Origin of the sequence: Kribbella qitaiheensis, from assembly GCF_014217565.1 — a bacterium.
Lineage (GTDB): Bacteria > Actinomycetota > Actinomycetes > Propionibacteriales > Kribbellaceae > Kribbella > Kribbella qitaiheensis_A.
Genome location: NZ_CP043661.1, coordinates 2,464,039 through 2,476,593 on the forward strand (window position 1 = coordinate 2,464,039; position 12,555 = coordinate 2,476,593).

At 66.6% G+C, this 12,555-nt stretch carries 9 protein-coding genes; 5 read left to right on the top strand and 4 right to left on the bottom strand.

Annotation, left to right across the window (positions count from 1 at the left end; translation table 11 throughout):
* Positions 1-65: 65 nt before the first annotated feature.
* Complete coding sequence (gene nudC / locus F1D05_RS11220) at positions 66-989, bottom strand: NAD(+) diphosphatase (RefSeq protein WP_185447427.1); 924 nt, start codon at positions 987-989, stop codon at positions 66-68.
* A 43-nt stretch (positions 990-1,032) separates the two neighbouring features.
* On the opposite strand from nudC, the gene deoD reads away from it, so the two are divergent.
* Positions 1,033-1,746 (top strand): purine-nucleoside phosphorylase, encoded by a 714-nt coding sequence (gene deoD, locus F1D05_RS11225; protein WP_185447429.1) that lies wholly within the window; start codon positions 1,033-1,035, stop codon positions 1,744-1,746.
* Between the two features lie 215 nt (positions 1,747-1,961).
* Positions 1,962-2,342, top strand: a complete 381-nt coding sequence (locus F1D05_RS11230; protein WP_246486597.1) for a hypothetical protein — start codon at positions 1,962-1,964, stop codon at positions 2,340-2,342.
* 300 nt (positions 2,343-2,642) lie between these two features.
* Here the strand turns inward: F1D05_RS11230 and F1D05_RS11235 are convergent, their stop codons facing one another.
* Positions 2,643-3,320 carry a GOLPH3/VPS74 family protein gene (locus tag F1D05_RS11235; RefSeq protein WP_185447431.1) on the bottom strand — a complete coding sequence of 226 codons (678 nt, stop codon included), beginning with the start codon at positions 3,318-3,320 and terminating at the stop codon, positions 2,643-2,645.
* Between F1D05_RS11235 and F1D05_RS42520 the strand changes: the two genes are divergently transcribed.
* The 3 genes from F1D05_RS42520 (at position 3,319) to F1D05_RS11250 (ending at position 5,974) form a co-directional block, all read left to right on the top strand.
* The gene (locus F1D05_RS42520; protein WP_185447433.1) at positions 3,319-4,020 is read left to right on the top strand and encodes a Uma2 family endonuclease; all 702 of its coding nucleotides are present in this window, start codon (positions 3,319-3,321) and stop codon (positions 4,018-4,020) included. The genes F1D05_RS11235 and F1D05_RS42520 overlap by 2 nt on opposite strands.
* A 133-nt stretch (positions 4,021-4,153) precedes the next feature.
* Positions 4,154-5,352, top strand: a protein-coding gene (locus F1D05_RS11245) for an IS3 family transposase (protein ID WP_185449045.1) whose coding sequence is annotated in 2 segments (ribosomal slippage) — positions 4,154-4,418 and positions 4,418-5,352 — 1,200 coding nt in all. Because the reading frame shifts where the segments join, the coding sequence is not laid out codon by codon here.
* A 76-nt stretch (positions 5,353-5,428) separates the two neighbouring features.
* Entirely contained in the window at positions 5,429-5,974 is a 546-nt protein-coding gene (locus F1D05_RS11250) for a Uma2 family endonuclease (RefSeq protein WP_185447435.1), read from the top strand.
* On the opposite strand, the gene F1D05_RS11255 is transcribed toward F1D05_RS11250, so the two are convergent.
* Positions 5,971-9,195 (bottom strand): ATP-dependent DNA helicase, encoded by a 3,225-nt coding sequence (locus F1D05_RS11255; protein WP_185447437.1) that lies wholly within the window; start codon positions 9,193-9,195, stop codon positions 5,971-5,973. The two genes, F1D05_RS11250 and F1D05_RS11255, sit on opposite strands and share 4 nt — an antisense overlap.
* A gap of 40 nt (positions 9,196-9,235) precedes the next feature.
* Positions 9,236-12,385: an ATP-dependent helicase gene (locus F1D05_RS11260; RefSeq protein WP_246486599.1), complete on the bottom strand. Its 3,150-nt coding sequence runs from the start codon at positions 12,383-12,385 to the stop codon at positions 9,236-9,238.
* Positions 12,386-12,555: the final 170 nt, after the last annotated feature.

Sequence of the window (12,555 nt, forward strand, 5' to 3'; positions counted from 1 at the left end):
ACGCGGGCAGCATCACGAACTGGCTGTAGTACTAGGTCAGTGCTTCCACCACTCGGTATAGGTGGTTACCAGCTGCCGGTTAGTTCCTCGCCGTACCAGCCTTCGATCAGGCGGCGGGAGATGGAGATGTTGCCGGGGAGGGCCATCGTGCCGGCTTCGACGAGGGCGCGGAGGTCGTCGCGGCTGAACCACTTGGCTTCGGCGATCTCGTCCTGATCGACGTTGATGTCGTAGCCGGTGGCGGTGGCGTAGAAGCCGAGCATCAGGCTCGACGGGAGCGGCCAGGGCTGACTGCCGGCGTACTGGATGTCTTCGCCGATGACCACGCCGGTCTCCTCGAAGACCTCGCGGCGTACGGCGGCTTCCAGCGACTCACCGGGCTCTACGAAGCCGGCGAGGGTCGAGTAGCGCCCCTCCGGCCAGGCCTCGTTGCGGCCGAGCAGTGCCCGGTCCTGGTCGTCGGTGACGAGCACGATGATCGCCGGGTCGCTCCGCGGGAAGTGGCTGAGCCCGCAGACCGGGCAACGCCGTACGTGGCCTGCGTCTATTACCTCGGTGTGGTTGCCGCAGTTGGCGCAGTGCGTGTGTACGGCGTGCCAGTTGGCCAGCCCGACCACGTTGACCGCGATCCCGGCCTCCCGGTCGTTCAGCAGGCTGCCGAGCTCGCGCAGCCCGCCGTACGACTCGTCCGCCTCGCCGTCGACCAGTACTGCGAACACTGCCCGCCCGTCGGCGGTCTGCCCGGCTCCTGCGGTGTGGTCGATCCCCAGGAAGATCCGCACACCGTCCGGCGCAGCAGCAGGCGGGACCAGGCGCAGCGACGTACGGTCACTCTCCACTGCGAGCTGGTCGCCGGCCACCAGCGTCACCTGCGTGTCAGTGTCGGCCCACGCCTTCTCCAGCCATTCCGCGTCCCGCCGCCGGTCGGCAGCGCGGTCGAGAACGGAGCGGGACAGCGACAAGGAACCAGGAACGATCGAGTAGGCCACGTCTTCAACGTATCTCGGCCGCCGCCCATGGGAGGATCCCGGCATGAGTATTCACATCGCCGCCGAGAAGGGACAGATCGCGCCACGCGTGCTCTTCCCCGGTGACCCACTGCGGGCCAAGTGGATCGCCGAGACCTACCTGTCCGACGTCACCTGCTACACCGAGATCCGGAACATGTTCGGGTTCACCGGCACCTACAAGGGTGAGCAGGTCTCCGTCCAGGGCTCCGGGATGGGTCAGGCGTCGGCCTCGATCTACGCCAACGAACTGTTCGCCGAGTACGACGTACAGACCCTGATCCGGGTCGGTACCTGCGGCGCGCTCACCGAGAAGGTGAAGCTCCGTGACGTGATCGTCGCGATGTCCGCCAGCACCGACTCGCAGATGAACCGGCTGCGCTTCCACGGCATCGACTACGCGCCGACCGCCGACTACCAGCTCCTCCGGGCCGCGGTGGACGGCGCCGAGGCGGCCGGGCTGAACGTGCACGTCGGCCAGGTCTTCTCCGGCGACCTGTTCTACAACGACCGTCCGGACCTGGTCAGCCGCACCGCGGAGTACGGCGTACTGGGCATCGAGATGGAGGCCTCCGCGCTCTACACGCTGGCCGCCAAGTTCGGTCGCCGGGCGCTCGGCATCATGACCGTGTCCGACCACCTGATCACCAAGGAGGAGACCACCGCCGAGGAGCGGCAGACCACCTTCTCCGAGATGATCACCATCGCCCTCGACGCGGCGATCGGGGTGCCGGTCTGAACCGCTGGGGCGCCGTCCTGCTGAGCACTGCCCTGCTCGTCGGTACCGCAGCCTGTTCCAGCGACAAGTCCGCTCCCTCCTCCTCCTCCTCCTCTTCCTCCTCCTCCTCCGACAAGCCGGACGCTGCTGCCACCGCTGGCAAGCCCAGCACCAGCCAGCCGACTGCGAAGTCGTCGGACGGTGCTGGACCGACTACGCCGCTCAAGGCGAGCGAGGTGGTGGCAGGGCTCACCGGTGCGGGCTACAAGTGCAGCAACGACGGCACGTACGCCATCTGTACTTCGGGTCCCGCAGCAGTGTGGGTGCTCACCGGGGACCACCCGCGGCCGCCGGTGGTGTCACTGCACTCGGCCGGCCCGGTCGCGACTGCGTCCGCCGCGATCGCCAAGGCACTCCCGCAGGCGCTGGAGATCGCGCACATCGGCCAGAGCCAGGAGATCACCGACTGGTTCGCCAAGCAGAACGGCAAGACGTCCGGTCAGCTGTCCACCGGCGACTGGCAGGTCGACTACTCGGCCGAGGTCGACACCGAGGAGCCGGGCGCGCACCTGAGCCTGATGGACAAGCTCTGCAAGGCCAACTGCACCGCTGAGTGACACAGGAGGTGGAACCGTTACCCCGTACCGGTTCCACCTTCTTCCACGTTGACCAGGAGCTGGCTGCTCGTACTACGTGCCGCGTTGACCAGGAGCTGGCTGCTCGTAATACGGTGCCGCATTGACTAGGAGCTGCTGCTCGTACTACGTGCCGCATTGACTAGGAGCTGCTGCTCGTACTACGTGCCGCATTGACTAGGAGCTGCTGCTCGTACTACGTGCCGCATTGACTAGGAGCTGCTGCTCGTACTACGTGCCGCGTTGACTAGGAGCTGCTGCTCGTACTACGTGCCGCGTTGACTAGGAGCTGGCGGCGCTCGCGCTGGTGCTGGCGATGATGGCTGCGGTGACAGCGGCCTGCACTTCCTGGACCGCCTTGCGGACAGCCTCCGCGGCCCACTCGGACTCCGCGATCTCCTTCGCCCGGCGCTTGAGCGCCTTCTTGTCCACCGCGTCGGTGACGACCTTCGGGACCGCGTTCTGTGCGTTCAGCAACGCGATGAGCGCAGCGGTGCGCTCATCCGGCTCTGTACCGAGCTTGAGCACACTGCCCAGCGCAGTACGGACCTCTGCTTCATGCCGCGCGTCCTTGGCCGGCCAGCGGGTGACCGGGAACAGCCCGAGCACCTTGTCCTTGTCCGCCTCCAGAACGCCTCGCTCGGCGAGCCGGGTGAGCAGCTGGTAGCGCAGGTTCTTCGAGAGCTTGCCCAGCAGGTTCTTCGGCTTCTGGCCGGACTTCTGCGCCAGGAGCGCCAACCGCTCGTCCAGGATCGCGTCGCCGGTGGACGACGTGTCCAGAACCTTCAGCCGGCCTTCCTTGACGTCGTCACCCGCCACGGCGATGTCCACCTTGCCCAGCAGGGTCAGCTCGATCAGCACGGCGCCCCCGAGCGAGTAGTCCAGGCCTGGGTTACCGGTGATCGGCTTGCCGCTCTCGTCGTTGTACAGCAGCAACAGCAGGTCCTCTGCAATCAACATGCCGTCCAAGGTAGGTCCGACTCACCTAGGCGGTCATCAGCCGTGGGGACTATTCACCGCATCCTCCGCAAGACTGTTACTCGCCTCAGTGCTGGCCGTTGGGGTAGCGGTGGCCGTTGAGGATCACTGGTTCGCCCAGCTCGGCTGCGACGTCGGTGAGGAAGTTGGGGCAGAAGTAGTACCAGCTGATCGAGCGAACCTTGCCGTCCTCGGCCACGAGTTGCATCACGTCGTTGACCGAGGCCTTGCCGTCGCTGTCGACCAGGCGGATCACCAGCACGGTCTCGCCCCACAGGTCGACCACCTCGGCGGTGTAGCGGGATGGCTTGGTCAGGTCGAGGGTGTGCTCAATGGAGCCATCCCGGATCTGGTCGGCGCCGCACTCGTTCAGCATGCCGAGGATCTCGCTGTCCGCATCCTCCAGGAGCAGAGACGTCAACCGCGGTACGTAGTACGCCCACCCTTGCTCGCCATCGAGGTCGTCTCCCCCCGCACCCGCGTCACCGACGTGGTCCTCGAACGCGCCCGCTACGAGCAACACGGCATCCCGTCGTACTGGCTCCTCGACCCCGACCGCCAGGAACTGACCGTCCTCCGCCTAACCAACACCACCTACACCTGCCAAACCATCGCCCAAGGAGGAGAACCCTTCCCACAAACACCCCCTTCCCCCTCAACTTCTCCCCCGCCCAACTCCTGAGCTGATGGAGCACCGGGCAGTCAGGGGCAGATCCAGATCTGCCCTCCACACACTTGGCGGATCGGATCTGAGGTGCCACGAACCTTCCGGACAGCGGCTCAACTAAGATTGAGCTGTCCGGAAAGGGAAGATGTTGCCGCGTCCGAAGAAGAATTTCACTCCTGAGTATCGGGAGGAAGCTGTGAAGTCGGTGATTGAGACTTCACGTTCTGTCACTCAGGTCGCGAGAGAGCTCGGCATCAACCCGGGAACCCTCAGTAACTGGGTGAGCGCCTTTAAGCGAGACCATGCCGGCGAGGAACCGGCATTGAGCATGGACGAGCGTGCGCGGCTCCGCGAGCTGGAGCGGGAGACGCGAGAACTCCGGATGGAAAACGAGTTCCTAAAAAAAGCCGCAGCATACTTTGCCAAGGATCATCGTTGAGCGAAAAGTTCGAGTTCATCGATGCGGAGTATGCCAACAGGTTGACCCGAGAGAACGGAAATGCGCCGTCGATTGTGAAGATGTGCCGGTGGCTCGAGGTGAAACGGTCCAGTTTCAATGATTGGCGGAGCCGTCCGATGTCGGCGACTGCGCGCCGCCAAGGCGAACTCAAGCTGATCATCGTCAAGTCGTTCGAAGAGTCCGACGAGACCTACGGGTACCGGCGGGTGCATGCCGACCTGGTGGCCTGGGGTGTGACCTGTGGGCTGGAGTTGGTGCGCAAGCTCATGCGTGAGTTGGGTTTGGAGCCGTGCCAGCCGCGGCCGTGGCGGCACTGTCTGACCGAGCAGGATGGCCAGGCCGGCCCGATCCCGGATCTGGTAGATCGGGACTTCACCGCTGATGCTCCGGGGCACAAGATGGTCGGAGACATTACCTATGTCTCGACCTGGGAAGGGTGGCTTTATCTGGCGACCGTGCTCGATTGCCACACCAAAGCTGTGATCGGGTGGGCCATGGACGACAATTACAAAACCCCGCTGATCGAAGCCGCGATCGACATGGCGGTGCGGAATCACGATCTTGTCGACGGCGCAATCTTTCACTCCGACCGGGGCAGCAACTACACTTCCGCCCAGTTCGCCGCGACTTTGAAGAACAATAATCTTCGCCAATCAGTCGGGCGGACCGGTATCTGTTACGACAATGCGATGGCCGAATCGTTCTTCGGCGCTCTCAAGAACGAGCGTACCCACCGAACCGAGTACCCGACCCGCGACCATGCACGCCGCGATATCGCCCGCTACATCGAATTGCGCTACAATACTAAACGCCGTCACTCAGGGCTCGGCTACCGGACCCCACAGCAAGCCCACGACGACTACCTGGAAACACAATCCGCCGCCTGAATCAGCCATCAAAAAGCTGTCCGGAAAGCGCGTGGCACCTCAATCAGAGTGGTCTGATGACCACGGAGGAGGCACCATGGGAGCTGTGCAGAGACTTGAGCCTGATCCGTTCACGTTGGCGGACCTCGACGCTCTACCAGCGGACGGCCGGCAGCACGAACTGGTCGACGGGCTCCATCTGGTGACGCCCGCGCCGACGCCGCTGCATCAGTCTGCAGTGGGCGAGCTTTATCACCGGCTGCGGCTCGGCTGTCCTCGTGATCTCAAGGTGTTCCCGGCTCCGCTGGATTTCCGGCCGACGCCACATCGTTCGCTCCAACCCGACGTCCTGGTCGTACGCCGAGAAGACATCGGACCCAAGACGGTGGAGCGCCCTCTGCTGCTGGCCGTCGAGGTGTTGTCGCCGGCGACTCGCGCGAAGGACCTACTTCTGAAGCGCGGACTGTACGAGGACGCCGACGTTCTGTCCTACTGGATCTTTGATCCTGACCAAGAGCAACTCACGGTGCTTGAGTTGGTTGACGGGCGGTACGTCGAGCGGGCTGTTGTGAAGGGTAGTGATGCCTTTGAGGCTGAGCTGCCGTTCCCGGTGCGGATCGTGCCTGCGGAGCTGGTGGACTAGCCGTTGAGGAGGGCGATCAGGGCGGGCTTGTCCGGGAGGTTTTCGGGGTGGGTCACGTCGCCGGTGCGGACGTAGTAGAAGGCCGCGGTTACCTGTGTGATGGGGATGCCCAGGAGTTCAGCCCAGGCGACTCGGTAGATGGCTAGCTGGAGGGGGTCGGTTGTTTCGGTGCGGCTGGTTTTCCAGTCGATCACCTCGTAGCCGCGGGAGCCGTCGGGACGGATCACCTGGTAGACGGCGTCGATGCGGCCCCGGACCACCCGGCCGCCGATGGAGAGGGCGAACGGGGCTTCGATCTCGTACGGCATCTTCTCGCCGTACGGGCCGATCCGGAACGCGTCCATCAGCTCGGTCAGGTCGGTGTCGTCGACGATGCCCTCGTCCGCCGCGCCGGGCAGGTCGTCCGGGTCGATCAGGAACTGCTGGCCGAAGTAGCTCTCCACCCAGGCGTGGAACCTGGTGCCGAATCGCGCCGCCCGGTTGGGTTTGCGCGGCATCGGCCGGGCCAGCTCGGACGCCAGCCCGTCCGGGTCCTTCGCCAGCCGCATCACCTGGGTCGCGGACAACGCGGCCGGCAGCTCGACGTCGTACGCCTTCCGGCTCCGGCTTTCCCTTGCCTCTGACAACAATCGTTCGAGCTCGGAGTCCCAGCGCGCCACCGTCGCCTGTTCGTCCAGCAGCAATGACTCCTCGGCGTCGAGCGACGGCCCCTCCTCGCGGGACAGCTGCACCAGCGCCACCGATTCGAGTCGCCGTTGGTAGGCGGCCGCGTCGTACGGGGCGGGCCAAGGTGCCTGGGTCTGCTCGGCCAACTCCGGGTTCTCATCGGCCAACTCGGGCTGCGGAGCCCACGAGATGACCCGCTCCCCCGCATGCTTCTTCAGCACTTCCAGGTACGTCGAGGGCCCGCGCGGGCGTTTCTGCGTCGGCCCCCACCAGTGCCCGGTGGCGACTAGGAGCTCCTTGGCGCGTGTGAAAGCGACGTACCCGAGGCGGCGCTCCTCCAGCGAGTTGACCTCTTTGCACTCGTCGGCGAACGCCTTCAACCCCGCGTTCGACAGGTCGTGAAAGTCGGGCAGCGTCTCGGCGTCACCGCGCAACGGCCAAGGCAGCACCTTCGCGTTGGTGGTCCACTTGTCCCGGCCGCGATCCGACGGGAACACCTTCTGCACCAGCGTCGGCACGAACACGACCGGCCACTCCAGACCCTTCGACCGGTGCGTGGTCAGCAGCTTCACCGAATCGGCTTCACTCGGTACGGCGAGGTCGAGGCCGGCCGCGTACTCCTCCTCGGCCGCCAGATACGCGAGCAGTCCGTCGAGTGATCCGTCCGACTCGGTCGAGACGAAGTTGCCGACGGCATCGAGGAACGCGGCCAGGTGGTCGCGCCGGCCGGAGTCGACGTGATCAGGCGTCGCGGTGAGCTCCACGTCCAGCCCGATCGTGCTGATCACCCGGCGGACCAGATCGAGCAGCGGCTCCCCGGCGTGCGCGCGCAGGTCCCGCAGCTCGACCGACAGCTCGCGGAACCTGGTCATCGCCTCGGCGGAGTACCCCCAACCGTCAGGTCCCGGGTCGTCGACGGCCTCGGCGAGCGAGATCACCTCGGTCGAGTCCATCCCGGCGACGGCCGCGTCCAGCGCAGCGACCAGGTCGTCGGCGGCCGGGCGGTCCCCCGCGTCCGCGAGGATCCTCGACCGGTTCGCGAGCAGCGCCAGGTCGCGGTGACCGATCCGGTAGCGCGGGCCGGTGAGGATCCGCAGCATCGCCGCGTTCGCTGTCAGGTCGTTGACCGCTTGGAGTGTGGCGACCACATCGACCACCTCGGGCAGCGCGAGCAGTCCGCCGAGGCCGACCACCTCGACCGGCACCTTCCGCGCGATCAGCGCCTCGTGGACCGCGCTGAGGTCGGTGTTGGTCCGCATCAGGATGCCGATGTCCTTCCACCGGCGGTTCGTCGTCTTGTGCGCGGCGACGACGGCGTCCGCGACCCACTCGATCTCCTGCGAGCGCGTCTCGAACAGGCCGACCGTGATCGCTCCCTCGGGCGCGTTCTCCGGCGCCTCGAGCGGAATCACACCGGGGTGTTGCTGATAGAGCTCGGCCGCATGTTGGTTGGCCGCGGCCAGAATCTTGCTGCCACACCGACGATTCACACTCAGCACGTAGCGGGTCGCCGGCGTACCGTCCGCGTTCGGGAAGTGCTCGGGGAAATCGTCCAAGTTCGCCACCGAGGCGCCGCGCCAGCCATAGATCGCCTGGCACGGATCGCCGACGGCCGTGACCGGATGCCCGCCGCCGGAGAACAACGCGGTGAGCATCCGCCGCTGCGACACCGACGTGTCCTGGTACTCGTCCAGCAGCACGACCTTGTACCGCGCTCGCTCGATCAGCGGGACCTCAGGGCACTCCTCGGCCAGCCGCGCGCCGAGCGCCATCTGGTCCGCGAAGTCGACCACGCCCCGCTCGCCCTTGTACTTCTGGTACTCCTCGACCAGCTGCAGGATCTCGTTCCGCTTCAGCGCGGTCTCGGCCAGCTTCTTCACGTCGACTGTCTGCTTGCGCGCCGCGGCGACCTCGGCCCGGACTGCCTCATCATGAGCCCGTACGTCGTCCGCGCGGATCAGGTGGTCAGCGAGCTCGCCGTCGAGCGAAAGCAGGCTGTTCACCAGCGTCGGCACGTGGTGCGACGCGAACCGGATCGGCCCGGCGGACCGGCGTACGACGCGTCCCGCGAGCTGGAACCGGGTCGCGTCGGCGAGCACCCGGACGTCTGGTTCGAGGCCGAGCCGCAGGCCGTGCTCGGAGATCAAGGTGCCGGCGAAGGCGTGGTACGTCGAGACGACCGGCTCGCCGGACTCCTCGGTCTGCCAAGCGTCGAGGTTGCTCCGCAGGTGCGCGGCGAGGATCGGGTGCTGGTCGGGTGGCAAGGTCGAGCCCAGCACGCCGGCCTTCGTGAGGTCGTCGCGGATCTTCACGTCGAGCTCATTTGCCGCCTTCTTGGTGAAGGTCAGCCCGAGCACCTCTTCCGGCTGAACCTGCCCGGTGCAGATCAGCCAGACGACCCGGGCAGCCATCGCCGTGGTCTTGCCCGACCCGGCGCCGGCCACGATCACACCCGGCGCGAGCGGAGCCGTGATCGCCTCCAACTGCTGGTCGCTGAACGGGATCTCGAGGAGATCGCAGAGCTCGGCCGTCGACGTGAGCTTCGCGCGAGTCACCGGACTCCCCCTTCGACCGGGCAGTGGAATTCAGGGCGCATCAGACGATTTCCCGGCCTTCGGGCTGGATCGGACAGAGGCCGCGCACGTCACAACGAGCGCAACCGTCGTTGCGTTTGGCAACGAATTCCTCGGAGCGGACCATCTCCGCCGCATCCTCGACGGCCTCGTCCAGCCAGGTCCGGCCGTCGTCGTCGGTTTCGAGCGGCGCCTGACCCTGGACCTTCGGCAGACCGACATCGTCATGGCGCAGCTGAACCAGCTCGGCACCGCCACTGCGCGGATCGTCCCCGAGCGCCTTCATCTGCCGGGACGTGATCGCGCGCTGGTAGATCGCCAGCTGGACGTGCCTCGCCAGCGCAGGTTTGGTCGGCATGTTCCGGCCGGTCTTCAAGTCGATCACGCGAATCTCGCCGTCGCCGTCCTGCTCCAACCGGTCCATCCGGCCCTTCACCTGGACGGCCGGCTTGTTCTCGTCGGGGAGCAGTACGTCGAACTCCACCTCGGTGCCGAGCAAGGTGCGATCGGGCCGGCCCTTGTGCCAGGCGACGAACCGGCGCAGCGCTTCCTCCGCCTCGACCCGCTCGCGGTCCGAGATCCAGCTCGACTCGAATTCCAGCTGCGTCCAGACCTTGTCGAGCCAGCCGTTCAGCTCGTCGATCTCCGGCGGCAGCGTCCCGCTGGCGACCGCATCCGCCAGCGTGTGGAGCACCATGCCGAAGCCGATCGCCGAAGTACTAGGTGTCTCGCCGCCTGCTCTCCGTTGCAGGAACCAGCGCAGTGGGCAGTCCACGATCGTCGTCAGCGCACTCCCTGTCAGCGGCACCGGCTTGTCCGGGTTCGCGACTGGGCGCTCGGACTTCGTCCGCTCGCGCACGCCCCACCAGCGCTCCGGGTCCGCGGTCGGGACCAGCGCGTACTCCCGCTCGTCCACCGCGTCGGCCAGGTGCGCCAACTTGTCCGCCGCGACCCGCTTCAGCGCGGGCGACGAGGCGGGGTCGGACAGCACGCATCGCAGGTCGGCGACCAGCCCGGGCAGTGACAGCGGTCGTCGCGGTCGTCCGGCCACGAGTTTCAAAGGAATGTCGAGCTCAGCAAGTAAGCGTGATGGTTGATCGCCGTCGGCTTCCGGCGCTTGCACCGCCGTCACGATCAGCCGCTCGCGGGCTCTGGTGATCGCCACGTAGAACAGCCGTCGCTCCTCGGCCAGCATCGCCCCGGCGGTCAACGGCTCGACCAGCCCATCCGGCCCGAGTCGGTCAGGCTCCAGCAGCGATCCCCGGCGGCGGAGATCCGGCCACTGTCCTTCCTGCACGCTCGCCACGACGACCAGCCGCCACTGCAGTCCTTTGGAACGGTGTGCGGTCATCAGCTGCACACCGTTTTCCCGGTACGTCGCGTCGAATCGGTTGTCGCCCGCGATGTCCAGCGACTCCAACTCGCTGAGGAACGCCGAGACACCCTTGAATCCGACCTGCTCCTCGGCCCGGCTCGCCGCGTCGAACAACGCGCACAGCGAATCCAGATCCCGGTTGGCCGCGCGGGCTGTCTCTCCTCCGCTGTTCGCCTGGCCGCGGAGCCGTCGCAACCATGGCGACTCGGACCACAACGACCACATCACCTCGTCCGGCGCGGCACCGGCCGTGACGATATTCCTTGCCTTGAGCAACCTCTCGCCGAGGGCGACGAACCGCGCCTCGGCCGGGGAGGCCTGCTCGTCCAGGAGCAACGGGTTCATCAGGGCTTCGCGGAGCAGTTCGTCCGAGGATCGCGGGAGCCGTTGGCCATTGGCGACCTCGCGATCGCGCCTCCGCAGTACGCGGGCCAAGCGCCTCAGCTGCCCCGCATCCATCGCGCCCAGCGGCGACAGCGCCAGGGCGCGGACTACGTCGACGGTCAGCGTGACTGGATCCGCGACTGCCCTTAGCGCGAGCAACATCGGCCGTACTGCGGGCTCGCGCGACAGCGGCAACTCGTCTCCGGCGATGTCGACCGGGATGCCGGCGGCGGCCAAAGCGCGGCGCAGTGGAGGGATGGACCAGGTGCCAGACCTGACCAGCACGGCCATCTCGTGCCAGCCGACACCGTCTTGCACGTGCGCGCGGCGGAGCAGGTCGGCGATGTGCTCGAGCTCGGCCCCGCTGGTGGAGTAGAGGTTGGCCTCGACCTTGCCCGGTCCGAAGACACAGCTGCCGGCGTCGGGGTTGCGGAACCGGTCGAAGGTGTCGCGGTCGAGGGTGCCGGGCACGCCCAGCCGGTTCACGACGTTGCGGGAGACGCGCGACAACGTAGTACCGAATCTTCGCGTCGTCGCGAGGGCGATCTGGGCCGCCTCGTCGCCGGCCGCAGTACGGAACTCGTCGGTGAATCGCAGCAGACCGCGGACGTCGGCGCCGCGGAACGTGTAGATCGACTGGTCCGGATCGCCCACGACGACAAGGTCGCGGCCGTCGCCCGCGATGGCCTGGAGCAGCTTGGTCTGACCGGGATCGGTGTCCTGGTACTCATCGACGAAGACGACCTTGAACTCCTCGCGGAGCTTGGCCTGTACTTCGGGTTGCTGGGCCAGGATGACCGCGCGGTGGATCAGCTCGGAGTAGTCCAGCACCTGCTCGTGGTCGAGGATCTGCAGATACTCCTCGAAGAAGTCGCCGACCGCGACCCACTCCGAACGGCTGGCCGACTGGCCGATCGCGGACAGGTCCTCCGGGTCGAGCCCGAGCTGCCGCGCCTTGCCTATGACGGCCTGCACCTCGTCGGTGAAGCCGCGCGTCTTGAGCGCAGGGTGGAGGCTGCTCGGCCACTTCGTCATACCGACCTCACGACTGCCCGCGAGCGCTTCGCTGAGTCTTAGCGACTGCTCGGGGCCGGAGGGGAGGCGGAGTGGCACGTCGAAGGCGTCGGCGGGGGTGAATCTGCGGAGGAGTGCATAACAGAAGGAGTGGAAGGTCATGGACGGCATGACCTTCGTGGTCCGGCCGAGGCGCCCGGTGATGCGATCACGGAGCTCGGTCGCGGCCTTGCGGCCGAAGGTGAGGACGAGGACCTCGTCGGGGCTGAGGCCGCGATTGCTGACGCGGTCGACGACAGCCTCGACCAAGGTGGTCGTCTTGCCGGTGCCAGGACCGGCAAGCACGAGCAGCGGGCCGCCGGGATGATCGACGACGGATTGCTGGTCAGCATCCAGCACGGGCGCAGGGTTCTGCTGAACCCCCTGCCCAGCCGGCCTCACCAACCGGTACCGCGACCCTGTTCGACTGACCACCACCACATCCCATCAGACCCCTCCGACATTCCAGCTCCCCACCCGCCGCCGCAGGCGACCTTCCCGAAATACGGACACCTTCTACTGCGGGGGAA

Coding starts and splice junctions, on each gene's coding strand:
- F1D05_RS42520 (WP_185447433.1), top strand. CDS start 3,319: ATGCCGTCCAAGGTAGGTCCGACTCACCTAGGCGGTCATCAGCCGTGG.
- F1D05_RS11235 (WP_185447431.1), bottom strand. CDS start 3,320: ATGTTGATTGCAGAGGACCTGCTGTTGCTGCTGTACAACGACGAGAGC.
- deoD (WP_185447429.1), top strand. CDS start 1,033: ATGAGTATTCACATCGCCGCCGAGAAGGGACAGATCGCGCCACGCGTG.
- F1D05_RS11250 (WP_185447435.1), top strand. CDS start 5,429: ATGGGAGCTGTGCAGAGACTTGAGCCTGATCCGTTCACGTTGGCGGAC.